General features: G+C 68.9%; 20 protein-coding genes. 8 read left to right on the top strand and 12 right to left on the bottom strand.

Translation table 11 applies throughout. The annotated features are described in order from the left end of the window. Positions 1-35 precede the first annotated feature (35 nt). Genes ACIA75_RS21980 through ACIA75_RS21970 form a run of 3 tightly spaced genes read right to left on the bottom strand, consistent with a single transcriptional unit; the run spans position 36 to position 2,476 of the window. Positions 36-566 carry an SRPBCC family protein gene (locus tag ACIA75_RS21980; protein ID WP_397106838.1) on the bottom strand — a complete coding sequence of 177 codons (531 nt, stop codon included), beginning with the start codon at positions 564-566 and terminating at the stop codon, positions 36-38. Then, positions 567-1,598: a PDR/VanB family oxidoreductase gene (locus ACIA75_RS21975; protein WP_397106836.1), complete on the bottom strand. Its 1,032-nt coding sequence runs from the start codon at positions 1,596-1,598 to the stop codon at positions 567-569. Beyond that, on the bottom strand, positions 1,595-2,476 hold the full coding sequence (locus tag ACIA75_RS21970) for a metal-dependent hydrolase (RefSeq protein ID WP_397106834.1): 882 nt from the start codon (positions 2,474-2,476) through the stop codon (positions 1,595-1,597). Before ACIA75_RS21970 ends, ACIA75_RS21975 begins: the two co-directional genes overlap by 4 nt. 98 nt (positions 2,477-2,574) lie before the next feature. Here ACIA75_RS21970 and ACIA75_RS21965 point away from each other — a divergent pair, with 98 nt between their 5' ends. Next, positions 2,575-3,195 carry a TetR/AcrR family transcriptional regulator gene (locus ACIA75_RS21965; protein WP_397106832.1) on the top strand — a complete coding sequence of 207 codons (621 nt, stop codon included), beginning with the start codon at positions 2,575-2,577 and terminating at the stop codon, positions 3,193-3,195. 308 nt (positions 3,196-3,503) lie between these two features. Here the strand turns inward: ACIA75_RS21965 and ACIA75_RS21960 are convergent, their stop codons facing one another. The 3 genes from ACIA75_RS21960 to ACIA75_RS21950 form a co-directional block, all read right to left on the bottom strand. After that, positions 3,504-4,073: a hypothetical protein gene (locus ACIA75_RS21960; RefSeq protein WP_397106830.1), complete on the bottom strand. Its 570-nt coding sequence runs from the start codon at positions 4,071-4,073 to the stop codon at positions 3,504-3,506. Positions 4,074-4,400: 327 nt separating this feature from the next. Continuing rightward, on the bottom strand, positions 4,401-5,555 hold the full coding sequence (locus tag ACIA75_RS21955; RefSeq protein ID WP_397107970.1) for a lipase family protein: 1,155 nt from the start codon (positions 5,553-5,555) through the stop codon (positions 4,401-4,403). 453 nt (positions 5,556-6,008) lie between these two features. After that, a complete protein-coding gene (locus ACIA75_RS21950) occupies positions 6,009-7,499 on the bottom strand; it encodes a flavin-containing monooxygenase (protein WP_397106828.1) in 1,491 nt (496 codons plus the stop codon). Between the two features lie 37 nt (positions 7,500-7,536). On the opposite strand from ACIA75_RS21950, the gene ACIA75_RS21945 reads away from it, so the two are divergent. Both ACIA75_RS21945 and ACIA75_RS21940 read left to right on the top strand, forming a co-directional pair. After that, positions 7,537-8,202, top strand: coding sequence for a TetR/AcrR family transcriptional regulator (locus tag ACIA75_RS21945; RefSeq protein WP_397106826.1), 666 nt, complete (start codon positions 7,537-7,539; stop codon positions 8,200-8,202). A gap of 63 nt (positions 8,203-8,265) precedes the next feature. Next, positions 8,266-9,435 carry an alpha/beta fold hydrolase gene (locus ACIA75_RS21940; RefSeq protein ID WP_397106823.1) on the top strand — a complete coding sequence of 390 codons (1,170 nt, stop codon included), beginning with the start codon at positions 8,266-8,268 and terminating at the stop codon, positions 9,433-9,435. Here ACIA75_RS21940 and ACIA75_RS21935 read toward each other — a convergent pair. Next, positions 9,392-9,994 (bottom strand): TetR family transcriptional regulator, encoded by a 603-nt coding sequence (locus ACIA75_RS21935; RefSeq protein ID WP_397106821.1) that lies wholly within the window; start codon positions 9,992-9,994, stop codon positions 9,392-9,394. The two genes, ACIA75_RS21940 and ACIA75_RS21935, sit on opposite strands and share 44 nt — an antisense overlap. Positions 9,995-10,093: 99 nt before the next feature. Between ACIA75_RS21935 and ACIA75_RS21930 the strand changes: the two genes are divergently transcribed. Next, positions 10,094-11,239 carry an FAD-dependent oxidoreductase gene (locus ACIA75_RS21930; protein ID WP_397106819.1) on the top strand — a complete coding sequence of 382 codons (1,146 nt, stop codon included), beginning with the start codon at positions 10,094-10,096 and terminating at the stop codon, positions 11,237-11,239. A gap of 16 nt (positions 11,240-11,255) precedes the next feature. Here the strand turns inward: ACIA75_RS21930 and ACIA75_RS21925 are convergent, their stop codons facing one another. Together ACIA75_RS21925 and ACIA75_RS21920 are read right to left on the bottom strand one after the other, a co-directional pair. Continuing rightward, positions 11,256-12,713: an ATP-binding protein gene (locus ACIA75_RS21925; protein ID WP_397106817.1), complete on the bottom strand. Its 1,458-nt coding sequence runs from the start codon at positions 12,711-12,713 to the stop codon at positions 11,256-11,258. Between the two features lie 11 nt (positions 12,714-12,724). After that, on the bottom strand, positions 12,725-14,392 hold the full coding sequence (locus ACIA75_RS21920) for an FAD-dependent oxidoreductase (RefSeq protein WP_397106815.1): 1,668 nt from the start codon (positions 14,390-14,392) through the stop codon (positions 12,725-12,727). A 518-nt stretch (positions 14,393-14,910) separates the two neighbouring features. Between ACIA75_RS21920 and ACIA75_RS21915 the strand changes: the two genes are divergently transcribed. Continuing rightward, positions 14,911-15,531, top strand: a complete 621-nt coding sequence (locus tag ACIA75_RS21915) for a PRC-barrel domain-containing protein (protein ID WP_397106813.1) — start codon at positions 14,911-14,913, stop codon at positions 15,529-15,531. A gap of 66 nt (positions 15,532-15,597) precedes the next feature. On the opposite strand, the gene ACIA75_RS21910 is transcribed toward ACIA75_RS21915, so the two are convergent. Continuing rightward, positions 15,598-20,253, bottom strand: a complete 4,656-nt coding sequence (locus ACIA75_RS21910; protein WP_397106810.1) for a cation-translocating P-type ATPase — start codon at positions 20,251-20,253, stop codon at positions 15,598-15,600. A 201-nt stretch (positions 20,254-20,454) separates the two neighbouring features. On the opposite strand from ACIA75_RS21910, the gene ACIA75_RS21905 reads away from it, so the two are divergent. Continuing rightward, positions 20,455-21,936 carry an SDR family oxidoreductase gene (locus tag ACIA75_RS21905; protein ID WP_397106808.1) on the top strand — a complete coding sequence of 494 codons (1,482 nt, stop codon included), beginning with the start codon at positions 20,455-20,457 and terminating at the stop codon, positions 21,934-21,936. 20 nt (positions 21,937-21,956) lie between these two features. Further along, positions 21,957-23,030, top strand: coding sequence for a DNA glycosylase AlkZ-like family protein (locus ACIA75_RS21900; protein WP_397106806.1), 1,074 nt, complete (start codon positions 21,957-21,959; stop codon positions 23,028-23,030). Positions 23,031-23,221: 191 nt separating this feature from the next. On the opposite strand, the gene ACIA75_RS21895 is transcribed toward ACIA75_RS21900, so the two are convergent. Further along, entirely contained in the window at positions 23,222-23,959 is a 738-nt protein-coding gene (locus ACIA75_RS21895; RefSeq protein WP_397107968.1) for a TSUP family transporter, read from the bottom strand. Positions 23,960-24,416: 457 nt separating this feature from the next. On the opposite strand from ACIA75_RS21895, the gene ACIA75_RS21890 reads away from it, so the two are divergent. Then, on the top strand, positions 24,417-24,875 hold the full coding sequence (locus ACIA75_RS21890) for a MaoC family dehydratase (RefSeq protein ID WP_397106804.1): 459 nt from the start codon (positions 24,417-24,419) through the stop codon (positions 24,873-24,875). 17 nt (positions 24,876-24,892) lie between these two features. On the opposite strand, the gene ACIA75_RS21885 is transcribed toward ACIA75_RS21890, so the two are convergent. After that, entirely contained in the window at positions 24,893-26,020 is a 1,128-nt protein-coding gene (locus ACIA75_RS21885) for an NDMA-dependent alcohol dehydrogenase (RefSeq protein WP_397106801.1), read from the bottom strand. Positions 26,021-26,268 lie beyond the last annotated feature (248 nt).

The raw sequence follows: 26,268 nt of genomic DNA, 5'->3' as shown, positions 1-26,268 counted from the left end.
CGAAGCGGATACGTGCGGCCGGCGGACGTAACGCGTCATCGCCGCGCTCCCACCGACTCCGCGCGGACCCGCCGGGTGATGCCCTCGGCAATGGACTTGGTGACCAGGCGGTTGACCGGGCTCGCCGCGGTCAGTAAGGGCTGCAGCAGCGGATTCCCTTCCAGGGCGAAAGTCCAGACCAGCCGGGTGCCGGTGCCCAGGGGGAGCAGCCTGAGGTCTTCGGCGAAGCGGCGCAGACCGGGGACCGATGCCGTGTCGACGGTGAACGTCATCCGCGAGTTCTCCTCCCAGCGGTAGAAGCGCTCGTCGAGGCACAGAACGCCGCCGAGGGTGACCTCGCGAGTGGTGCCGGCGCCGAACGGGCGCGGCGTGGTCCAGCGGGCGGCGGTGATCACCGGTGACCAGGACACCAGGGCGTCGTCGGCGGTCAGGGTGTCCCAGACCTGCCGGGCCGAGGCCCGGATGTCGACCACATGGGTGTACCGCCGGGCGGCAGTGTCGAGGAAGGTGTCGTCGGCGCCGACGAGCGGGAATCGGGTGAGCACGGTGCAGGGGGCCTTTCGCATTCAGAGATCGAGAACCAACGGCCCGCCCGCGGACCGGGACACACAGACGAGCATGTGATCGGCGCGTTCGGTGTCGGGGAGAGAACGGTCACGGTGGTCGACGGTTCCGGCCACGACCTTGGTCTTGCAGGTCCCGCAGAATCCTTGGCGGCACGAGAAGGCGGTATCGGGCCGCACCCGCCGGATGGCGTCGAGTGTGGTTTCGGCGGCGTCCACGCGCAGGTGCAGGCCGGAGGCCGCCAGGGTGAGATCGAATTCGCGGCCGTCGGCAACCGGTGCGGCCGAGAAGCGCTCGGTGTGCAGCGAGCCGGTCGGATTCAGCGTGAACAGGCAACGCTGGGCGGCATCCAGCACGGGCAGGGGCCCGCAGACGTAGACCGCCGCCCCCGCCGGCGCCTCGGCGAGTATCGCGGGAATATCGGGCGGTCCGTACTCGTCGTCGGGCCGGATATCGGCGCCGTCGGGCAGTTCGCCGAGGAACGGCATGCTCTCCCGGGAACGGCCCAGATATACCAGCCGTCCCCGGGCGCCCGCCGCATGCGTCATCGGCAGGATCGGCGTGATGCCGATGCCCGCCGCTACGAACAGGTACCGGGGCGCGGAGTCCACGAAGGTGAAAGCGTTGCGGGGGCCCCGGATCCGCAGTGCGGCACCGGGCCGCAACGCATGGACCTCCAGCGATCCGCCGCCCCCGCCGGGAAGCCGGCGCGCGGCGATGCGGTAGCGGGACAGATCTTGCGGGTCGCCGCACAGCGAATACTGGCGTTGCTTACCCGAGGGCAGGAACACGTCCACATGCGAACCGGGCCGCCAGGCGGGCAGTGGCTGCCCGTCCGGGCGAACCAGGGTCAGCGAGACCACATCCTGCGCCTCGGTACGCACCGACTCGATCGTGACATCCAGGTCGAAACCACTGCGCCGCACCGGGTTGGGCGAGGAGAGAGCCGGATTGGTGAACACCTTCTTGTAGACGTCCACGGCGGCGGCGAGCAGGCGCAGACTCGGCGACGGAGCCGCTTCGGCGGTGTTCATCCGCGGGCCGCGGGGGAGTGCGCCAGATAACGTAGGGCGTTGTCCATCGACCCCAGTTGCGAAGGATGGAAGTCCGGCCGCAGATAGCGCGGCATCTCGGTGAAGAACGTGGTGAAACTGGGGATGACCCCGCGCAGGGTCGCGCTGAGGAACTGCTGTCCCCAGAAGCGGCCCTTGGCCGGGCTCGGATCCTTGCGGTAGAGGTAGGCGGTGGAGATGACGAAGAGTGGCAGCAGCATCCCACTGGCGAGCAGGCCGGTGCGGAACCGGCGTGCGTAGCCACCGTCGACATGCATATAGGCGTCGAACACCACGCTGCGGTGCTCGACCTCCTCGGCGCCGTGCCAGCGCACCAGATCCAGCATGGTGGGATGCATGCCGAGTTCCGCGAGGACCTCCGATTCGAGCAGCCACTCACCGATCACCGCGGTGAAATGCTCCATCCCGGCGAAGAGGCCGAGCCGTTCTTTGAGCCACTCCTCTTCGGCGCGCCCGGCCAATCCGTGATCGCCCAGGAGCCGGTCGACGAGCCAGCCGATTTTCGCGACATAGGATTCGACATCCAGCCCGATCGACTGCAGATGGTTGCGGGCGCCTTCGTGGCTGCCGGCGTGCATCGACTCCTGGCCGATGAAGCCGGTGACCTCCTCGCGGAGCCGTTCGTCGGCGATGAACGGTAACGCCTCGGCCAGGCACGCGGCCATGGCACGTTCGCCTTCGGGGAGCACCAGATGCATCACATTGGTGACATGGGTCGCCAGGACCTCGCCCGGGATGTAGTGCATCGGGACGGTCGAGAAATCGAAGTGGACATCCCGCGCGTGGATCGCGTGCGCTTCTTCCCGGTAGGGGCGCGTCGGTGCACTGTCGTCAGCCATGCCCTGAACCGTACAATGCAACAGATTGCCTTGCAATGTGGTCGCAACAAAATCTTCCAATTTGTTGCAAATGGGGGCTGCGCTGCTAGCGTGGTACCGTGTCCGCCCCCACCGCTACCTCGGAAGACCCGTTCCCCGACGAGATCGAGGAGCGCATCCTCGACGCGGCGCGTACACAGTTCGAACAACTGGGCGTGAAGAAGACGACGATCGGTGATATCGCCCGCCGGGCGGAGGTCGATCGCGGCACCATCTACCGGCGCATCGGGTCGCGCGATGATCTGGTCCGTGCGGTCACCACCCGGGAGGTGCGCACGCTGCTCGGTGAACTGGATGCGATTCCCGCGCGTCACCAGCAGATCGAGGCCGTGGTCGCCGATCTCTTCGTCACCGTGATCACGCGATGGCGCGAGCACCGGCTGGTCAACCGGATTCTCGCGGTCGAACCCGGCCGGCTGCTACCGCAGCTCACCACGGAGGGGGGTCCGTACTTCACCATGGCGATCACCGTGACCACCGCGCTGCTGGCCCGGTCCGTCCGGGAATTGGGGTTACCGGATATTCCCGACCTCGGCACCCGTGTCGAGCTGGCCGCCCGGATCGTCCACTCGCTCATCCTGCAGCCGGCGGGTGTCGTCGACCTCGAATCCGGAGACCGGCTGGCCGAATTCGCGCACCGGCATATCGCGCCGCTCATCACCGGCCGGAGTGCGGTCTGAATCCGGCCGCGGAAACGATCCGGGTTCCGGTTCGGTTGCCCGGCGGCCCGCGTGCGGTCGATTCGGGAACAGGCCGACCGGATGAGCGACAAGTCTCGGTTATTGGACGTAGGAGACCTGTGTGGCATTGCCGGATCCGGCGTCCCCGCCGGGAGGGCCCGGCATCGAAACAATGGACGACAGCGCCCCGCGGCCTCGCCGGGAATCCGGCTGTTGGCAGATAGGCGGCCGGGTCCGGTCATATGAATCGGGTTCGGCGGGCGGGGTGTTCGCCCGTCCGCGTGGGGAGGACGCGGACGGGCATCGGCTCATCGGCTGGCGTAGACGACGAGCAGATCGCGCATGGCGCGGATCTCCCGATTCGCCTCGGTCAGGGCCGTGCGCAGGCGCAGGTTCTCATCGAGGAGATCATCGAGGTCGGCGGTCGAATCCACGGTGGTATCGGTGGATCGGACGTGGACCAGTTCCGCTGCGGGCGCGGTATCGGAATCGGGGAGCGGCTGGGAGATCTCACCGGCACCGAGGGCTTCGGTGCTCTCGGAGGTCGCTTCCGGTTGCGTCGCTGCCGTCGATTGCTGCTCGGGTTCCGCTGCGGGGATCACGGCGGCCGGGGTGGAATCGGAGGCGACCGCAGGGGCGGTGCGACGCCGGCGTTTGCGCGGTTCCGGGGCGGGTTCCGGAGCGGGTTCCGGGGTTGCCTCGATCGCGGGAAGTCCCGCGGCTTTCACCCAATTGGCGAGTGTGTTCGTCGCGGGCTGGCCCCCTTCGCGTTCGGAGACGGCAGTGCACGCCGCATTGAGCGATTTGCCCTGGGTGATAAGTTTTTTCACCCGGTTGACGAGTTTGGTCTGATCCCGTTTCGAGTAACGCACTGCCATCCGTTGACCTCCTGAATTCCGAGCGCTTGCTGCGAGAATTGAACCACTGCGCAGTTGTTCTCGCTCCGGCGGGGCAACGACTTTACCGAGAATCGGAACGCGACGGTGCTGAATCGCTGATGGATTTCCTTTGCGGGCAATGATTTACGAAGTCTATTTCGCGGCCCGCGGGTTCACCGGAACCCTGTCGCTCTTTGCTCGGCGGAGACGGCCGGTCGCGATGTGCGGTGCCGACCGGCGTGGGGAACACCGGCCCGAGATTCCGGTCACGCGGCGAGAACCGCGCGGGCGGGGTCCGCACCGCGCGGTTTCTCTCGGCTGTGTCGCTCAGCAGCCCTCGGATACCGGCTCACCGCGGAACCGGGCTTCGACGAACTTCCACGCGTCGGCGAAACCCGCCACCGCTGCCGTCATATGTTCGGCGATGTCATAGGTGGTGAGTTTTACCGGTGCCCCGGCCGCACAGGCCCGGCCGGCGTATTCGGCGATTCCGTCGTACGGGGTGAGCGTGTCGAATCGGCCGTGCCAGAGATAGGTCGGCATGGCCGGGAAACCGTCGAAGTACCGCAGGCTGTTCTCGTGCAGCACGTCGCGCGCCTCGGGACTGTCCATCAGGCTCTTCGAGGCCGCCATCTGCTCGGCGCTGCGGAAAGCGCCGTGGAACAGCAGGAACCGGCGGCACGCGTCGTGCGTGAACTCGCGGAACCAGAGGCCGTTCTCGTTGAGCTGATCCGAGATCGGCAGCCGATGCGGGTATTCGCGTTCCAGTCCCATGGCGGCGGCGAAGGCCAGGCCGAATCCCGGGTGCGGGGCGAAACCGAGCCCCAGCGCCATCTGTTCCAGATCGGCCGGAATCCCGCCCGCGACCACGGCGTCGATCTTCAGTTCCGGGGCGTAGGACGGCTGCAGCGCCGCGGCCCATCCGGTTGCCAGGCCGCCTCCCGAGTATCCGGCGACAGCGACCGGTGCGTCCGCCAGGCCGAGTTCGGCGACCCGCTGGACGGCGCGCACGCTGTCGAGGGTCACCATCCCGCTGAGCCGGCCCGCGGCGTAGGCGACATTGGGGCCCAGATAGTCGGGCACCGAGATGGCCCAGCCGCGACCGATCGGCAGCATCGCCCCGACCGCGTCCTGGAGTTCCCCGTTGAACAGGGACCGCGAGGGGTTGCATCGGGTGCCGAGCGAATTGATCAAGGCCTGGTAGGAGACCAGGGGAGGGTTCGCCACACCGACCGGCATGAGTACGGTCGTCACGCCCATGATCGGCTCGGCCTGGGAGTTGGTGGATCGGAACGCGACCTGCCAGCCTTCGGTGCCCAGGTAGAGGCCGGTATCGATCTTTCGGGTGCGCACCACGTCACCGGGTTGCAGATCACCCAGGTTGTCGGGCGCGGCGTAGAAGGGATCCGGATCGGGCTGGGGATACAGCGGTTCGGCTTTCGCCTCGACGCCGAACAACCCCACCGATACGAGAGTCAACAGCAAGATCAGGATTCGGGTGGAAACTCTGAACACAATCTTCTTTCGGACAGCGGGAAGCGACCCGGCTATGGACGCGGCACTCGTGGTGCCGTGGGTGCCCGGTCGCCCAGGGTGATAGGCGAAACTCGCGCGGTGGACAGCGGCCACCGCGGCACGGCCGGCCGGGCGACCCGGAGGCAGTGAGCGTGGTGATCGCTCGGACGAACTGTCTCCGTTGGCTTGTGGCCGTGGCTCAGTTCCGCGCGTGGCGGTTTACTTTACGACGCGCACCGATACTAGCGGTCCCCGCGAACCGCGTATACGGATGATTCTGCGTGAGGTCACAAGGAACGATCGGGGCCTTATCCACCGGTCACAAGGCCGTCTCCGGGGCCGTGCGCGGCCGGGTCTCGGGTCATCGCGACGGCACAGCGTTCCCGCCCGGGGTGCCGTGTGCGAATCGCCGGGGCCGGCTCAGCCGATCGAGCCGTAGGCGTAATCGTCGAGCGGGAACCGCACGGCTTCGCGGTGGGCGTTGACGGTGCTGGTGGGGCGCAGGAGCGCCGCCTCGCCGTGCTGATTGAAGTAGTAGCTGCGGGCGGTGGCGCAGTCGCCGCCGTAGAACACCGAGGATTCGAGTTTGCCGGTCACCCGCTCCAGGAACTCGGTGTTGGCGCGTTCGGTGACCTCGAAGGTCGTCTCGTTCCGGCGGAACAACTCGCCGAAGAGCCGCCCCATATGTTTCATCTGCGCCTCGATGGTGGTGAAGTAGGACAGCCCGCTGTAGGAATACGGGCTGTTGAGGCTCAGGAAATTGGGGAACTTCGGCACCGTGATGCCCTCGTAGGCCTGGAACCGGTTCTCGCGCCAGAACTTCCCGAGGTTCACGCCGTCGCGGCCGATGATCTCGAGGGCCGGGAAATTCACGTCCCAGAGGTTGAATCCGGTGGCCAGGACGAGGGTGTCGACGGAGGTTTTCGTACCGTCCGCGGTGACGATTCCGTCGGCTTCCACTCGCTCGATCGCGTTCGTCTCCAACCGGACGTGCGGTTTGTTGAACGTCGCGAAGTAGTGGTTGGAGAAGGTAGGGCGTTTGCAGCCGAAATCGTATCGGGGCGTCAACTGGTCGCGGAGGTGCTCATCGTGGACCTGGGCGCGCAGATGAGCTTTGGCCAGCAGCGCCGCCGCCTTGTTCAAGGGCCGGGCCTGCTTGTAGTGCAGGACACCGACGACCATGAGGGCCTCCAGCATGGTCGTGTTGACCATCCGGGCGGCCTTCTGGGTGAGCGGTACGCGCGCGAAGAGTTGCTGCACGGCGGGCGGAATCGCCATATCGATCTTGGGAACCACCCAGATCGGAGTGCGCTGGAAGACAGTGAGTTCGCTCGCCCGGGAGGCTATTTCGGGTACCAGCTGCACGCTGGTGGCGCCGGTGCCGATGATCGCGACCCGGCGGCCGGTGAGATCGTGGGCATCGTCCCACGCGGTGGTGTGGATGATCGTGCCCGCGAAGCTGTCGATTCCGGGGAACGGCGGCGTGTAGGGCTGGGACAGGAAACCCGTCGCGGTCAGCAGATAGCGGGCGGTGAGCGTTTCACCACCCGCGACCGTGACCACCCAGTGCTGCTGCTCGGCATCCCAGTGGGCGCCCTCGACCGTCGTATCGAAACGCATACGGTCGCGCAGCCGGTATTTGTCCGCCACATGGTCGGCGTATTTCTTGAGTTCGGCGCCGGGGGCGAACAACCGTGACCAGAACGGATTCGGTTCGAAGGAGTAGGAGTAGGTCACCGAGGCGATATCGACGGCAAGGCCCGGGTAGTGGTTGACGAACCAGGTGCCGCCCAGATCGGACTCGCGTTCGAGGATCACGAAATTGCCGAGCCCCAGGCGGTCGAGCTGGATACCAGCTCCCATTCCGCCGAATCCCGCACCGATCACGACGGCGTCGTATCGAGGTGCCACGTCGAACCTCCCAGCGATATGAACCACTCATCACAGAATGACACATCATTCCGTTGCTGATGACCGTATCATCGTGAGCGTGACGAAGCCATCGACGCGGGCCGAACGCCGGAAGGCGGAACTGCGGCAGGAGATCATCGATACCGCCTTCGTCTGTTTCGCGGAGCGCGGCTACCACTCGACCGGTATCGCCGATATCGCCGCCCACCTGGGAATCGGGCACGGCACCTTCTATCGGTACTTCAGCAACAAGCGCGACATCATCGACCATGTGATCGATGATCTGGCCGCCCGCATCGTGGCCGCGCTGGGCACCGACAACGCGCCCGATGCCGCGCGCACCCTGGACGAGTACCGCGAACAGATCGAACGGATCGGTATCGCGCTCACCCATATCCTCATCGAGGACCGCCGGGTGGCGCAGTTGCTGCTCTTCCATGCGACCGGTATCGACGACGAACTCACCCGGCGCCTCTACGGCCTGCTCGATACCGCCGACGCCCTGACCGCGGGCTACCTCGAGCACGGGGTGGAACTCGGCTATCTGCGCGCGGATCTGGACGCCCGCAATACGGCGCGGGCGGTCACCGGAATGTTGCTCGCCGGGGTCGTGCACGGGCTGCGCGACCCGGACGAGAACTCCATCACAGCATTGAACGAGGCGATCCGCCGATTGCTGGTCGACGGGGTCGCGAAAGGCTGACGGGCGGCGCAACCGGGGCGCGCTCTCCGGGCGCGGGCCGGGTGAACGCATACAGTGGAGTCCATGTCGCCGATGGACGAATGGCATCCGTCCACCGTCGGTGACTGGAGCGACGAACGCCGTAGAGCCCGGTGGCGCGAGACGCGTATCGGCAACCGGTGGAAGGTATTGCGTCGCACCAGGCTGGCGTTGTTGCGGGTTGCCGTACTACTGATGATCGCGATGGTCGCGTTCGCGCAGTACTGGGAGCACGATGTGACGCCGGAGCGGGCGCGGCTGGCCCGTACCGAGCCTGCGCTGTTACCGGTCGCCGCCCCGGCTGCCCCGGCCGGCCGTGATACCGCGGTCGTCGACCTGGTCGGCCTGGGCGGTTTGAACGCCAGCGCGACAGCGGCCGCGCTGCCCGCACTGCGCGAGATGGGCATGGTGTGGGCGATTCGGTACGACAACCGCGGTATCGATACCGAAGTGATCGCCGATCTGGTCATTCGCGCGGCGGTCATGTCGGGCGTCCGGAACATCGTGCTGACCGGGCACAGTATGGGCGGTGTGATTGCGCTGGAGGTCGCCCGGCACATCCACACCGGGAGCGACCGGCGGCTGGTCGGGGTACTCCTGGATTGCACCCCGCTCGACCTCGACGCCGTGCGGCCCGAGAGTCGCGGTCTCGGCCAGGATATGGTCCGGTGGATGGGCTGGTTGCCGGGTGCGCGGGAGAGCCGCGGACTGCGGATCGCGGTGGAGACGTATGCCCGCCGCAAGGCGTTCCTCGACTACAGCGGGGTGCCCGGTCTCCGCTTCGCCGAACTCCGCGGGGCGGTCGACGAGGTGTTGCGGGACAAGATCTTCAACGCCGACGCCGCCAGCAACGGGTTGATCGAATCGCAGTTCCTGGCGATCGTCGCGGGTGGCGCGACCAACGATCTGCGGGCGCTGTCGCGTTCGGCGCGCGGCAAACCGCGGCCGGCCATCGTCTTCATCCGGCCGCATGATGCCACCCGGGACCGCGTGGTGGACGTCGCGCACACCCATCAGGTGCTGATCGACCAGGTCGGCGGCGTCGACGGGAATCTGCTGGTGGTCAAGCCGCGCGGTACCGGTCACGCCAACCCGCGCCAGCGGCCCGCCGAGTACAACAAGGTGATCGCGCAGCAGGTGCTGCCCTTCATCGAGCGCTACCAGGCTCAGATCACGGCTGCCGCCGGTGCGGCGGCGCCGGCGCGGCCGCGGTGAGCGCCGAGCCGGGTGTCCCGGTGAGGTATCGCTGAATCGTCGGCCCGAGCCAGTCGACGACCTCCTGTCGTGTCATCTGCGCGAGCGGCGGAAAGGCCAGCACGAACCGGCACAGCGCCATGCCCAGGATCTGGGAGGCGGCCAGGCCGGCCCGGGTCGGTCCGTCCCGGGGGTCTATGCCCGCGGCCGCGACCACCGGCGCCAGCTGGGTGGCGAAGATCTCCCGCATCCGTTCGGCGACAGCATCGTTGGTGACTCCGGCGCGCAGGAGGATGAGCAGGGTTTCGTCCCGCTCCCAGCGTTCGAGGAAATGGGTGACCAGCGCGGCGCCGATCTCGTCCCGGGGGTGCTCCCGCAGCGCGGGAAGTTCCAGGTCGAATTCCGCCGCGGCCGCGAACAGCCGTTCCTTGTTGCCGTAGTACCGCATCACCATGGCCGGGTCGATACCGGCGTCGGCCGCGATGGAACGGATGGTGGCGCGGTCGTAGCCGTCGGCGGCGAATCGTTCGCGCGCCGCGGCGAGGATGGCGGCCTTCGTTTCCGTCGAGGTCCTTCTCATATCAACGAGTGTAGGCCAACATGCGTTGACATCGCTCCGGGGGCGCGCTATCGTCAATGCCAACAAGTGTTGACCTCGCGGGAGAGCAGGTAACGGGCAATGTCGAACGCAATCGCAGACGTCCTCGTCGTCGGGGCGGGCCCGGTCGGTCTGACCGCCGCCGTCGTCCTACGGCAACTGGGTCACGAGGTGGTGATCGTCGACGATCAGAGCGCGGGTGCCAATACGTCGCGCGCCGCGGTGGTGCACTCGCACACCCTCGAACTGCTCGAGCCCTACGGCGTGACCTCCACCCTGGTGGCGCGCGGCGTGCACACGCCGGCCTTCACGGTCCGCGACCGTGACACGGTACTGATGGAGGTCGGCTTCGGCGAACTGCCGACCGCCTACCCCTACACGTTGATGATCTCGCAGGCCGATACCGAGCGGTTCCTGCTGGAACGACTGGCCGATCTCGGCACTCCGGTGCGGCGCCCGGCCACGGTCACCGCCGTCGCCCAGGACGCGGACCTGGTCACCGCGACCCTGTCCGACGGCGCCGAGCTGCGGGCCCGGTACCTCATCGGCGCGGACGGGATGCACAGTCGGGTGCGCGACCGGTCCGGGATCGGGTTCACCGGCGGGAGCTACGCCGAATCCTTCAGCCTCGCCGATGTGCACATCTCGGGTGGTCTACCGCGCGGCGAGGTCATCCTCTACTTCTCGCCGGCCGGACTGGTGGTCGTCGCCCCGCTGCCCGACGACAGGTACCGGATCGTCGCGACCGTCGACGAGGCGCCGCACGAACCGGATACCGCCTTCGTGCAGCGGCTGCTCGACGAACGCGGTCCGCGGGCGCAGCGCGCCGTGGTCTCCGATGTGGTGTGGGGGTCGCGCTTCCGGGTGCACCACCGCATCGCCGACAGCTTCCGGCACGGCCGGATCCTGCTGGCCGGCGATGCCGCCCACGTGCATTCGCCCGCCGGTGGCCAGGGCATGAACCTGGGTATCGAGGATGCGGTGACGACCGGCCGGGTTCTCGCGCGGGTGCTGGCGGGGGAGCCGGACAGCCTGCTGGACGAGCATGCCGCGGCCCGGCGCAATACCGCCCGGACCGTGGTCGCCACTGCCGGCCGGCTGACCGATCTGGGGACGGCCCCGGCCGCGCTGCGGCCGATCCGCAACACCGCCCTCGGCCTGGCGGGGAAGGTACCCGCCGTACGCCGCCGGGTCGCCCTGCGCCTGTCCGGTCTCGACCGCCGCTGACGCGCGAGCGGCCCCGTCAGCCCTCGGCGTCTTCGCTGACGAGGGTCTCCTCGGTATCGGGCCGGGTGAGCGGTAGCCATACGGTGAAACATGTTTCGCCCGGGCGCGATTCGACCCGGATATCGCCACCGTGCTTGTGCACCACGATCCGGAACGAGATATCGAGACCGAGTCCCGTGCCCTCGCCGACCGGTTTCGTGGTGAAGAACGGTTCGAAGATGCGATTCTGCACGTCCGCCGGGATACCCGGACCGGAATCGGCGATATCGACCACGGCGCAATCGTTGTCGTGCCGGGTGCGCACCGTCAGCGTCCCCCGGCTGCCCATCGCGTACACCGCGTTGTCGATCAGGTTGGTCCACACCTGGTTGAGTTCGGCGGCGTAGCAGGGCACCGCGGGCAGCGTGCGGTCGTAATCCTTGACCACGTCGACGGTATCGCCGATCTTGCGACTGAGCATCACCAGTGTGCTGTCGAGCAATTCGTGCAGATCCACCACCTGGAACGGCGCCCGGTCCATCTGCGAATACTGTTTGGCCGCGTCCACCAGTGTGGAGATCCGGGTGGTCGAATCCGCGATCTCGTTCATCAGCAGTTCGGTTTCTATGGTGTAGTTCAGCCACCGGAACGCGCCCTCGAGCACCTGGGGCGGGCAGCCGTCGAGGGTGGCCGACACCCGCTCCAGCCAATCGGTATCGAACCCGGCCTGCACGAAATTCGGCGCGATATCCCAGCCGTCCCGGATGCCGTGGTCGTCGAGCCAGTCGCCGAGCACATCCTCCCGGTCCGCAGCCTCGAGCGGGGACAGCTCCGGTGCCTTGGCGACCTGGGCCGCCGCCTCCTCCTGTAACCGCACCAGCGTCTCCAGGACCGCGGTATCGAATTTGCCCTGGGCCATCATCGCCAGCTTGTGCCGCATCCCGGCTACCCGGTCGCGGAGACCGGAGGTCGCCCGGACCGCGGCCGCCGCCGGATTGTTGAGTTCGTGGGTCAGCCCCGCCGACAGCGAGCCGAGTGCGAGCAGCCGTTCCCGCTGGGCGATCCGGGCATTGGTGTTGCGATTACCGAAGAACGCACCCTCCAGCAGATGCACGGCCATCGGGAACCACTCGTGCATCATCCGGGCGAAGATCTGTGCGTCGAGGACGAAGAACCGCGCCGGCCTGGTGACGTACAGCGACGAGGCGTAATGGGTTTCGGCCCGCTCGCCGAGATACGCCGACCAGGCACCGGCATACGATCCGCGGTGGTCGGTGTGCACCATTTCGATCTCCCGGCCCGCCGAGAGTTTGGTGAGGCGCACTTCGCCGTCCATCAGCACGTAGAAACACGTCGCCGGATCGCCTTCGCGGTAGACGGGCCCGGGTTCGAGATGTTCGATGCGGCCGTCGGCGCACAGCCACGCCAGCTGCTCGTCGTCGAGCTTCTCGAACAGGAACAGCGTCCGCAGTTCGGCCGGGTCGCAGATACTCATCTCTCGCCCTCCTATGCCAGGTACCGGTGTACGAGCATGACCGCCATGGCGCCCTCGCCGACCGCCGACGCGACCCGTTTGGCGGATTCGGCGTGGACATCGCCGGCGACGAAGACACCCGGCACGCTGGTCTCCAGATGATGGGGCGGCCGGGACAGTTCCCAGCCCGGCGGCCGGTCGCCGTCCACCAGCAGATCGGGGCCGGCCAGGACGTAACCGGCGGTATCGCGGTGCACCACCCCGTCGAGCCATTCGGTCTGCGGGGCCGCCCCGATGAAGAGGAAGAGCCGCTCGGCGGGAACCTTCTCCTCGGTGCCGGTGCTGTTGTCGCGCAGGACGACGGTGTGCAGATGGTCGTCGCCGTCCACCGCGACGACCTCGGTGCCGGTGTGCACCTGAATGTTCGGAACCTGGGCTATCTGCTGGATCAGGTAATAGGACATGGATTTCTCCAGCGAGTCCGCACGGACTACGAGATGGACCGTGCGCGCGTTGCGGGACAGGAACATCGCCGCCTGACCCGCCGAATTCGCCCCGCCGACGATATAGACGTCATGACCGGCGCATTCGGCGGCTTCCGTCATCGCCGAGCCGTAGTAGACGCCGCGGCCGGTGTAGTCGTCCACGCCGGACGCGGTATGGCGGCGGTAGTCGACACCGGTGGCGATGATGACCGTATGCCCCGACAGGGTGCCGCCGTCGGCGAAGCGCACGGTGCGGGCGGAACCGTTCACCTCCAGCCCGATCACCTCCCGGGTGGTGACCACCTCGGCGCCGAACTTGGCGGCCTGGCGGCGCGCCCGGTCGGCCAGCTGGGCCCCGGACAGGCCGTCCGGGAAACCGAGATAGTTCTCGATCCGTGAACTCTGCCCCGCCTGGCCCCCGGTGGCGGTGCGCTCGACCAAAAGCGTCCGCAACCCTTCGGAGGCGCCGTACACGGCGGCGCCGAGTCCGGCCGGCCCGCCGCCCACGACGATGAGGTCGTAGAAATCGCCGGACGGTTCGGTGCTCAATCCGACGCTCTCCGCGAGCTCACCGTCGCTGGGCTGCACGAGCGCCCGGCCGTTCTCGGTGATCACCACCGGGCACCGGCGCGGATCGGCTCCGGCCGCCTCCAGTAGTCGCGCACCCTCGGGTTCGTCGGCGAGGAACCAGCGGTAGGGGAGTTGGTTCCGTGCCAGGAACTCCCTGACCTGGGAGGACCGGGGCGACCATCGGCTGCCGACCACCTTCGTTCCGTGGACGGGACGATGATCGCTGCTGCGCCATGCGTCGAGGAGGGTATCCAGGACGGGGTAGAGCTTCTCCTCCGGCGGGTCCCAGGGTTTGAGCAGATAGTGATCGAGGTCCACGACATTGATCGCATCGATCGCGGCGTTCGTATCCGCGTAGGCGGTGAGCAGGACCCGTCGGGCATGGGGGTGCAGATCCATGGCCTGCTCGAGGAATTCGATGCCGTCCATACCGGGCATCCGGAAATCCGCGATGAGCACCGCGACGGGCTGTCCGCGCAGCTTCAACTCCCGCAGCGCCTCCAGCGCCTGCGGACCGGATTCGGCGCGCAGGATGCGATAGTCGGCGCCGTAGCGCCGGCGCAGGTCGCGGACGACCGCCCGCGACACTCCGGGATCGTCGTCGACGCTCAGGATGGCGGGCTTGGAGACAGTCGGGGAACTCACCCGTCGAGTATGCCCGCCGGCCCCACATAGTGGCAGGTCGCCGGTCCGTTGACCGTCCGGCGCCGGCCGTCCCGTGATCCCCGGGCGTCCCGGCGCCGGAAACGGGGCCCGGTGTCCGCGAGCGTTGTCTGCCGGACTCGCGCATCACCTCGGACCGAGGCAGATATCGCGGATATGGCCGGCCGGCACCGATTGCCGATCGATTGCGTGCTGTCGAATGATGCGCCCGGTTCTGCTGGTGTGTGAGCGGAATGCGGGACGGCGCCGGTGGCGGGCTCCGCCAACCCTTCGGCCGGTATCGGTGAACAAAGGCCTGACCCGCCGAGGGGGCGTACCTGCTGGAACGTGCTGGCGGCGGTCGAGAATTCCGCAGCCCGGGTGTTTGCCCCTGGGTGTGCCGGGTAGTTGCCGGATGTGGCCGACCGGCATCCGCACGGGATGTCCGGCCGGTCCGGCGGCCGGTCCGGATAACGCCACTCGGCTCGCCGACCACGTATCGGACGAAACGAGGAGGAGCCATGGCTCAGCACGTAGAAGATCTGATCGGAGATGCCGTCTACGACGTGGGCGGCGACAAGATCGGCAAAGTGAAGCGGGTCTATGTAGACAATGCCTCCGGCGCACCGACCTGGGCATCGGTGAGCACCGGGTTCTTCCGTGACGATTCGCTCGTGCCCCTGGCGGGCGCTCAGCTGTATCAAGATACCGGCGAACTGCAGGTCCGCGTCCACAAGGACGCGGTGAAAGCTGCCCCGCATCTGGAACACGACGGCCTTATCAGCCGGGAATCCGAGGACGAACTGTTCGTCCACTACGGGCTCGACCCGGGACCCGGCGCGGAGGCGTATGGACGGCATGCCGAGCAGACCGACCCCGGTACGACGGCCACCGCCGGGACAGCGGCCGCGGGTGGTGCGGTCGCCGGCGGTATGGCCGTGCCCACCAGTCATGAGGAAGTGCATATCGAACGCGAACTCGTCACCGATCCCACCGCGGTGGACGCGGATCTCGGGGACGAGGCGCAAGAGGTCACGCTGCACGAGGAACGGACCACGGTGCACAAGGAGACCGTCTCCGGCGCGGGCCGCAAGGAACGCATCGAAACCGAAGGCATCGACCGCGACGACGATCGTCGCTGAGCGGGCGGCCGAGGGATCCGGGTGGGTCACCCGGATCCCTCGAGTTGTGCACGGTGGCGACCCGCGTCAGGCAGAGTCCGCGTCATTCGCCGGTCCGGCGTTCGCGGATTCGGGCAGGGCGGGCGCCGTATCCGCGGAGAGCGTCGCCGTATCCGAATCGGCCGGTTCCACGGCCGGTAGGAGCCGGGGCAACAGGGTCGAGCCTGCCGTGGCACCCGCCGCGGCGGCCGTCGCGATCGTCCAGGCGACCGGCCCCAGCGGCGTGCAGCCGAAATATGCGCCCAGCCCGGGCGTCATCACGACGACCCCGAGTACGGCGCCACTGGCGGCCGTGGTGACCCAGACGAGCGGGCTGCGGTAGCCGGCGACGAGGGTCTGGCCGAGCTGGGTGCCGATCAACGCGACCAGCCCGATGGTGTCGGCCCGTCGCTGGGTGCCCGTATACCGGCCGATGGCCCAGGCGGCCGCCGCGCCGGTCGCCGTGGCGACACCGCGGACGGCGATGGTGCGGAGGAGTTCGGTACCGAGGTCGGCCGGTGGGATCGTGGCGAGCTGCCGGGCCCGCTGCTCCATCCATTGCGCGCTGTCCTGCGGTTCCGGTTGTTCCTGATCACCGGCCAGCGCCAGTGCGAGCGCGGGGAACATATCGGTCAGCAGATTGACCAGCAGGAACTGGCGGGTGCCGAGGGGAGCGCGGCCGCCGACAGCAGTCCCGAACAGTGTGAACGCAATTTCGCCCGCGTTGCCGCCGACCAGCACCGCCACCGCGTCGGCGACCCGCTGCCACATACTGCGGCCCTCGACCAGCGCGTGCAGCAGCGCCCGCGGATCCGGTTCGGTGAGCACCAGGTCGGCGGCGTTGCGCGCGGCCGCCGAACCGTGCGCCGCGATACCGATCCCGATATCGGCGGTGCGGATCGCGGCGGCATCGTTGCTGCCGTCGCCGGTCATTCCCACCACGTGCCCGCGGCGGCGCAGGGCGGCGATGATCCGTACCTTTTGCTCGGGGTCGACCCGGGCGAAGACGGTACTGCGTTCGATCAGGTCGGTCTGCTCGCTGTCGTCCAGATCGTCGAGATCGGCGCCGGTGGTGACCGTGTCCACGGTGATGCCGAGCTGACGGGCGACCGCTGCCGCCGTCACCGGGTGATCGCCCGTGATCATCCGGACGCCGACCCCGTTGTCCTGCAGTGCGCGGACGAGGTCGGGAGTCTGCGGTCGTGGCGTATCGGCGATTCCCAGGAATCCGAGCAGGGTGAGCTCCTCGACCGCGTCTTCCATATCGTCCGGGTGTTCCGGGAGGTCGCGGCGGGCCACCACGAGCACGCGCAGGCCCTGCTCCGCCAGATCGTGGACCCGTTCGCCGGCGCGGTCGCGCAGTGTGTCCGACAGCGCCGGATCGGGTTTCGTGCCCGTGCGGACCTTGGTGCAGCGGGGCAGGACGACTTCGGGTGCGCCTTTGACGAGCAACCGCAGTTTGTGTTCGGTCTGCCCGAAGGCCGCGGCGTATCCGCGGTTGGATTCGAACGGAATCTCGTCGAGGGGATCCCAGCGGTGGGCATCGGAGCCCAGGGCGTCCGCGGCGGCATCGAGTACGGCCCGGTCCGTGGCGTGCAGCACCGGGCCCTCGTCGGGTTCCGGGCAGGCGCGGGCGGCCGCGCGCAGCAATCGCCGGGCATCGGCGGAATCGGTGCCGGGCTCCCACTGCTCGTCGAGATCCGCGAGCGCGGTCAGCCGCAGTTTGCCTTCCGTGAGCGTGCCGGTTTTGTCGAAACACAATTCGTCCACCCGGCCGAGCGCCTCCACCGCACGATTCGCCCGGACGAGGACACCGTAGCGGGAGAGCCGCCGCGCCGCCGCGAGTTGCGCCACCGTGGCCACCAGGGGTAGCCCCTCCGGCACCGCGGCCACCGCCACACCTACCCCGTCGGCGATCGCGGCGCGCAGGGTGCGGCCCCGGAGACCGCCCAGGGCGGCGACGATACCGCCCCCGGTCAGTGTCACCGGTAGCGCGCGATCGGTGAGCGAGCGCAGCTGTGCCTGCACACCGCCCTTGTCGGGTGGCACGGCCCCCGCGGTCGCCCGGCCTGCCTGCGTATCCGCGCCGACCGCGATGATCACCGCCACGGCCGATCCGCTGACCACGGTGGTGCCCTCGAAAACGAGACAGGCGCGGTCGCCGAGGGAGACGCCGGGAGTGGCCTCGATACTCTTGGGCACCGTCACCGATTCGCCGGTGAGCCCGGACTCGTCCATTTCCAGATCGTCGGCGCGCAGCAATCGGGCGTCGGCGGGAACCACCTCACCGGCCCGGACGATCACCACATCGCCGACCTGCAGGCGGTCGGCCGGCAGCGCCGTGGCGGGCGGCTCGTCGGCGCCGATATCCGCCCGGTCGATCACCTGCCCGGTCAGCCGCTCGCCTTCGATGAGTTCGTGCAGTTCGTTCTCCGCGGCCTGCCGCTGGCGGGCGGAGATCATCGCGTTGACCGTGAGGACCGAGGACAGTAATACGGCGTCGGACGGCGAACCGAGGATTGCGGTGGCCGCCGCGCCCACCCCGAGGACCGGGGTCAGCGGATCGGCCAGCTCCCGGCGCATATGCCCGAGATAGCCGCGCAGGGGTGCCGTGGCGGTCGCCAGCCGGCTGCGGTCGGCGGAGTCGTCGATATTTCGGTCATCCGGGTCCGGCGGTGCCGGCAGGCGGGACAGCACCTCGTCCGGTTCCAGGGCATGCCACGGCAGCAGCGGCGCCGGCACGGCGGTGGACAGTCCCCGGCCGGTACGAACACCGGTCAGCGCTCCGTTGAGCAGGCCCGCGAAGTTCGCGGCGATCATGGGCGCGGTCCGGGAGCGGGCGGCCGGTACGGCGGCCAGGAGCAGTCCGGTGAGGCTGCACGCCGACAGCGCCAGGGTGCGGCCGCGTTCGCTGACCTCCCGCGCGGGCCCGACCGCGGCCAGCGTGCGCTGCACCTGCCCCAGATCCCGGCACAGCAGATCCGCCGACCACGGCACATGGATACCGTCACCTTCGCAGCCGACGATCCCGAGGGCCACATCGGCGTGATCGAGTGCCTTGTGTGCGCGCATGCTGAGCACCGCGACCACATGGCCGTCGCGCTGTAATCGCTCCACGTGCGCGCTGAGCGAACCGCGAGCGGAGACGAACTCGTCGGCGAGCCCGCGGAGTTCGGCGGCGTCACGGTGCCCGGCGAGCACCACCCGCAGGCCGGCGCGCCGGGCGGTGTCGAGCACGCCGTGTGCCCGCGGGTCGAGTTCGCGGCCGACCAGGACACGGCCGACGGTCCGGTCACCGTCGCGCAGTTCGCGCTGCACCGGACGGGTCGTGGTGTCGCCGCGGTCGGGAGTTCCGGATTGGGGGTGCACGAGGCGGGACGGTTGTTCGCCGCCGGGTCCGCTGCTGTGGTCGTCCGTTTCCCAGAGCAGTCGCTGTGCGGTGCTCCACACCCGGGCGGCGGACCAATTCTTGTCGGTGGTTTCGGCTTCGAGGACGACCCTATGGCGGGTGGCCAGCGCTTCCGCATCGACGACCAGGGCGGTCAGTCGGTCGAAACGCCGCCACGCCGCCGGATGCAGGGTCAGGACCCCCGCGGCGGCCGATGTGGTGGCCACGGTGGCGGCGAAGACCTCACGCCCGGCCCGGGCCGCTTTGGGCGCGCCCAGCAACAGCGCATCCGGCACGTCGCCGGTCCGGCCCACCCCGGCGAGTGCGGCAGCTCCGGCCAGCGAAGCGGCCGCCGTCTCGTCCGCGACCCGTTCCACCGGGCCGCGGGGCAGATCGGTGGGCCGGGTGTGGCGCGGCAACGGCTTGTCGACCCGGAAATGTTCGGCGTCGACGATATCGGCCTGCCACTCCCGCCATTGCGCGTGCCGGGCGACCGCTTCGGTGAGGGCGAACCCGCGCTGGACGGTATCGGCGAGCAGATTGGTGACCCCGCCGGCCGCGCCCTCACCCAGGGCCGCGCCCGCGGCGTTCGCGACGGCCAGGACCAGGTCGGTGCGCGTGCTGCCGAGCCGGTCTTCCAGATGTCCGCGCAGGCGCGGCTGGGCGTCGGTGAACGCCGCGACGGCGCGCACCCCGTGCATCAGGCTGCGCAGCGGCGGCACGGTCCCGGCGGCGGAGATGGCGATGGCGCAGATATCGCCGGCCACCTCGATGGCGGCCGCGAGCACCGGTTCCCGGTCGGCGGGGAACTCCGCGGCTCGGCTCCAGCCTTCGTCCGCGACCTCCGATTCCTGCTCGACCTCCTCGATCACCGCCAGCAGCCGGTCCAGATCGGCCCCGGTGGACAGGGCGGTGACGATGCGCCCGGTGACCGCGTTGACCCGCCACCACTCCACCTCGCGCAACTTTTCCAAGCGCTGGTCCAGGCCCTGCGTCACCGCCCGGCGGTGGCCGTCGTCCAGACCGTGGACCTCGATCGTCGCCATATCCTCGGAGACGGCGATCCGCCGCTGAGCGCGACGGTCCCGCGGATCGAGCAGTGCCACCAGATCGTCGCGCAGGCTGCTGTTCCGGTCCGGGAGCAGCGGCGCGATTCCCGAGGTCACGGTATCGGCCACTTTCTCCGCGGTCCGCAACGGTTTCCCGGCGACCTGGACCCCCGTATCGACCGCGCGGTGCGCCCCGGCGCGCATCACCCCCGTGACAGCGGAGACAGGTGCGGTGATCAGGCGGGGCGACAGCACGGAGGGGGACATACAGGGGGCGCTACCCGGCGTTCGCGAGTGCAAACGCCCCGGCCCGGTTCGCTGCCGGCTCCGAGCCCCGAGAGAGGACGGTTCGCTTCGGCGCGTGCGGCCGAGTGGTGGGCCGATTCGGCGTTAGCCTGCCTGTGCGAGGGCGAACGCCGGCACGGCCGGTGCACGGGCAGCGCGGTGCCGAGACGAGGAGACCATCCGATGCGTTGTGTGGTGTTCGGGGCCACGGGCTACCTCGGTGGGCGCCTGGTGCCCGAACTGCTGAGGGCGGGTCATACGGTGCGGGTATTCGCGAGGTCGCCGGGCAAACTGGCGGATACACCGTGGCGTGACAGTGTGGAGGTCGTGCGGGGCGACGTGACCGTCGCGAGCGACGTCGGCGCGGCACTGGCCGATCAAGAGGTCCTGTACTACCTGGTGCACTCCCTGACACGTCCCGATTTCGACGAGATCGACCGGCGGGCCGCCACCATCGTGGCGCGCGCGGCGGAATCGGCGGGGGTGCGCCGGATCGTATACCTGGGGGGCATCGCTCCGGCGGGACAACAGCTGTCCCGGCATCTGTCCTCGCGCGCCGAGGTGGGCCGTATCCTGCGCGACAGCGCGGTTCCCGTCCTGGTGTTGCGCGCCGCCGTCGTGATCGGCTCCGGTTCGGCCAGTTTCGAAATGCTGCGCTACCTCACCGAGCGGCTGCCGGTGATGGTGACCCCGCGCTGGGTTCGTTCCCGCATCCAGCCGATTGCCGTCCGTGACGTGCTGCACTACCTGACCCGGGCCGCGGACCTGCCCGCCACCGTGGACGGTGCCTTCGACATCGGCGGGCCCGATGTGCTCACCTACGAGCAGATGATGCGCGGGTATGCCGAGGTGGCCGGGTTGCCGCGGCGGCTGATCGTCCCGGTGCCGGTGCTGACACCGTGGTTGTCGGCGCAGTGGGTGAACTTGGTGACGCCGGTACCGAAAGCGATCGCGGTCCCGCTGATGGAATCGCTGGTGCACGACGTCGTCTGCGGTGAGCACGACATCGCGCGCCATATCCCGGATCCCGATCCGGGCCCGACGGACTACCATTGCGCGGTCGAACTGGCGCTGACCAGGATCCGGGACCGCGATGTGCCGACCCGCTGGTCCGACGCGGGCCCGTGGGGCCCGGAGCCCTCGGAGCCGCTGCCCACGGATCCGGACTGGTCGGGGGGCTCGCTCTACCAGGATGTGCGTGAACGCCGGACTTCCGCCGATCCGGCCGCGCTGTGGGCGGTGATCGAGGCGATCGGCGGCGAACACGGCTGGTACTCGTTCCCGCTGGCGTGGTCGCTGCGCGGCTGGCTGGACCGGCTCGCCGGGGGAGCCGGCCTGCGCCGGGGCCGCCGGGACCCGCACCGGCTGCACGAAGGGGAAGCGCTCGATTGGTGGCGGGTGGAACGGATCGAACGGCCCTCGCTGCTCAGGCTGCGCGCGGAGATGCGGCTGCCCGGTCGCGCCTGGCTCGAACTGTCCGTGCGGACCGCGGACACCGGTGCCGTCTATCGGCAGCGCGCCGTTTTCGAACCCCGCGGGCTGGCGGGACATCTGTACTGGAAGTCGATCGCACCGTTTCACGCGGTGATCTTCGGCGGGATGACGCGCAACATCACCGGTGCGGCCGAAGCGGTGAAAGACGGCACCGGTAACGGGATGTCGTAGGCCGCCACTACTCTCGCGGCATGTCCCTGGCATGGTTGCGTTCGCACGCGGTGTCCTGGTCGCTACCCCGCAGGCCGGGTTCGCTCGCCGAGGCGCTGGCCGAGATGGAATTCGTCCAGGCCGACCCCATTCGCGCCCCGGCCCGCGCCCAGGATCTGATCCTGCGCCAGCGGGTCCGCGGTTACCGGGCCGGGGATCTCGACCGTCGCTACCGGGAACTCGGGATCGACGAGGACATCCTGTACGCCTACGGGTACACCGTTCCTCGGCTGCGTTCTCTCCTGCACCCGCGCCGTCATCCACGCGGCACCGCCGGCACCTACCCGCACGACGCCCGTTCGGCGGAAGTACTGGAGTTCGTCCGGGAACGCGGGGTAGTGCACCCGCGCGAGCTGCAGTCCCACTTCGGTCACCGCGGCGTGGTCAACGCTTGGGGTGGTACCTCGTCCGCGACGACGGTGCTGCTCGAGGAAATGCATCGCTACGGTCTGCTGCGGGTCGCGGACCGCGTGTCCGGTATCCGGCGATACGAGGCGGCGCCGGCTCCCGCGGAATCACCCCTGGATCCCGCCGTCCGCGCCCGCGCCCTCGCGCTGCGAATCGCGCGCACGCTCGCGCCCGCGACGGAATCGACCCTCGCCGCGACGATCAACCGGGTGGTACGCCCGATCGGCGGCGCTACCGGCTCGGCGACCGTCCGGGAACTCGTCGCCGGCGGTGAACTCGAGACCCGCACCGTCGACGGTGTCCGGTACCTGTGGCCGGCCGGCCTGGACCCCGCCGACCGGGAACCACCGGCCCGGGTGCGTTTCCTGGCGCCGTTCGATCCACTGGTGTGGGACCGGAAGCGTTTCGGCCGGATCTGGGGCTGGGACTATCGGTTCGAGGCCTACACTCCCGTCGCGAAACGGGTGCGCGGCTACTATGCGATGCCGATGCTGTGGCGGGACCGGATGATCGGCTGGGCTACCTGCGCGGGCGCGGGCCACGACGTCGAGGTCGGATTCGTGGACGGTGCCCCGCGGGGCAAGGCATTCGGCGCGGCCCTGGACGCGGAAATCGGCCGCCTCCGACTGTTCCTCGGACCGGCGTGATCTCCGGCGGCCCGGCCGACCGGGCAGGAACCGGGTCCGTCGCGCACTGCAGCCACGGCGTCGGCGTCGACGCGTTCAGCATTCGATGAGCCGCCGAGGTGCGGTGATCCGAGAACACCGGTCGGGTGTTCCGCGCCGCGGGGGGGGGGGGGCGCTCACGGTGGTGCCGGAGTGCGGTGCGGGCGCTGCGGTCAGGTGATCGCCAGATAACCTGACAACCCCAGGCCGCAGAGCGCGACGCCGATTCGCATGACCGCGGGCGGTATCCGCGCGACGACCGACGGCCCGATCCAGCCCCCGGCGAAAGCGCCGACGCCCATAGCGGCCGCGGCGGCCCAGTGGACCGGACCGAAGAGCGCGAAACCGATCGCGGCGACCAGGTTGGCGATCCCGGTCAGCACGCTTTTCAGGACGCTGGCCCGCCAGATCGTCTCGGAGGTGCAGACCATGATCAACGCCAGGAACATCACCCCGGCGCCCGCCCCGAAGTATCCGCCGTAGAGCGCCACGATCGCGGTGGCCAAGGGGTACAGCCGGGGAAATGTCCGGCTGCCTGCGAGAGTGCGGAGGGTGGGCTGGAGTAGCAGGCACCCGGCCGCGAGGGCGATGAGGAACGGGACGATCGCATCGAAAACTTCTGGGGGCGTCGTCAGCAGCAGGGCCGCGCCGGCCGACCCGCCGAGTGCCGCGCAGGCCGCATGCAGGATCAGTGCCCGGGAATTATCGGCGACGGCCGCGCCGGCCTTGGCGGTGGAGCCCGCGCCGACGGCGACCATCGCGACCGTATTCGTCACATTGGCCGATACCGGGGACAAACCGGCGGCCAGCAGTGCCGGATAGGAGATCAACGAGGCGATGCCGGTGACGTAGCCGACGAGCCCGGCGAAGAAACCGGCGACCGTGACGAGTCCGAGGGTGAGCACGGTCAAGGTGGCGGTCTCCTGGGGTACGAGGTTGGGTATGGCGCGGCGAGCGTCCGGCATCGTTGCCTGGGTCGCTCGAGCGGCAGCTCCGTGCAGATCGGCCCGTTCGTGTGCCCGCGACCAGGCGCAGCATAACGGTCGTACGGGTTGTTCTTTCGATCGGCTAAGGATTTGGGCAAACGCTCATCCCTGTGCGGCGTGGTCTGCGGCCCGCGTCGCAGACCGCGCCGGACCCGAGCCGCCGGAGCGGGCGGTGGGGCGGCGCGGTGCGCAGCGCCCGGGTCGAGTGCGGTGACGATCGCGCAGGGTGGTGTCGGTGACGCCGGAGGGGGCAGGGAGATAGTTTGCGACTAAAATAAAAAATGTCTCATTTGGGGGTTGATCTCGGCGGCGAAGTGCGGAATACCTATAGGTGAGTTGCGATGTCGCGACAGCACGCGGCACGGGATCGAAGGAGACAACTGTGCGCACATTCACCGGCAAGGATCAGGTCCTCGGCGCAGTGGGGGAAACCCTGGGCACGAGCGACTGGGTCGAGGTCACCCAGCAGATGGTCGACCAGTTCGCCGAGGCCACGGGCGACCATCAGTGGATCCACGTCGACCCGGAGCGGGCGAAACGGGAGAGTCCGTTCGGTGGCCCGATCGCGCACGGCTATCTGACCCTGTCGCTGCTGCCGCTGCTCGGCTCGCAGATCTTCGGCTTCGAGAATGCGAAGCTGGGCATCAACTACGGCTCCAACAAGGTCCGATTCCCGAGTCCGGTGCCGGTGGGCGCAAAGGTCCGCTCGACCGCGGTGCTGGCCGACGCGAGCGAGGTGGCCGGCGGTGCGCTGCAGCTGGTGGTGCAGCACACCGTGGAGATCGAGGGTGGTGCCAAACCGGCCCTGATCGCGGAGGCGGTGAGCCGGGTCGTGTTCTGACCCGGCCCGGCCGCGGCTCAGCGGTCGGCGTCGGTGAAGCGGATGATCCCGCGGATATTACGGCCCTCGAGCATATCGGCGACCCCCTCGTTGATCTGGTCGAGGGAGTATTCGCGCGTGATCATATCGCCGAGGCCGAGGTCACCCAGTTTGTACAGGGCGAGGACCTCCGGGATGAGCAACTGCGGATTTCCGCCGCCGAACAGCGTGCCGCACAGGCTCTTCTGCTGGAACGTCAGAGCGGACAGGTTCATCCGCGGATTCGTCTCCGCGGCGTCGCCGGTCGCCGCGAGAACGCAGCTGCCGGCCTTGGCGGTGATACGCATCCATTTGGCCAGGTCGTTGCCGTCGCACCGGCCGACGGCAACGATCACCGTCCGGCACATCTGGCCGCCGGTGACCTCCTCGATGGCGCCGATCGCGGTATCGATATCGGAATAGGTGTGGGTGGCGCCGAATTTCGCGGCCTGGGTGCATTTGGTTTCGACCGGGTCCACCGCGAAGATGCGCCGGGCGCCGGAGATCACCGCCGCCTGGACCGCGGCCGTGCCGACCGCGCCGGCACCGATCACCGCGACATCCTCGCCCGGCCGGACAGTGGCCGTGTTGACCACGGCACCGTATCCCGTCGTGACACTGCAGCTGGCGAGGCAGGCGATATCGAACGGGATGCTGGGGTCGATCTTGACCACCGAACTCTTGTGCACCACCGCGTAAGGGGCGAACGCCCCGATCAGGGAGGTGGGGTGCACATCGCGGCCGCGGGCGCGGATGCGGAAAGTCCCGTCGGAGACCGCGCCGCGGGTGAGTAGGTCCTGGCCGCGGTCGCATAGGTTGTGGTGCCCGGATAGGCAGGATTGGCACATACCGCACGCCGGGATGAAGGAGAAGACCACGTGGTCGCCCACCGCGAACTGGTCCACGCCCGCGCCCACCTCGATGATCACACCGGCGCCTTCGTGCCCGCCGAGGATCGGGAACTCCGCGGTGGGGACATCGCCGCTGGCGAGGCGCTGGTCGAACTGGCACAGTCCGGCCGTTTCGACGCGGACCTTCACCTCACCCTGCTGGGGATCGCCGATCTCGATCTCCTCGACCGACCACGGCTGCGCGTAATCCCAGATCAATGCACCCTTGGACTTCATCGGCTTCCCTAACTGTCGTGACGGTGTCGCGCGTGGTTCACGGCAGTACCCAGGTTGCCTGATAATGCCGTTCTCGGAAAGTGTTATACCGAATTTCCTCCGGTTTTCCGGATCCGGCCCCGCCCGGCGGGGGCCGCCCCCCCCCCCGGGGGGGGGGGGGGCCCGGCCGGGGGGCGGGGGGGCGGCCCCCCCCCCGCCCGCCGCCCACCCCGGGGGGCCCCAACCCGGCGCGGGGACCCCCCCCCCCC

This window comes from Nocardia sp. NPDC051750 (genome assembly GCF_044453135.1).
Lineage (GTDB): Bacteria > Actinomycetota > Actinomycetes > Mycobacteriales > Mycobacteriaceae > Nocardia.
The sequence above is the reverse complement of the archived record's forward strand: the minus strand, read 5'-3'. Positions and strand labels throughout refer to the sequence as shown.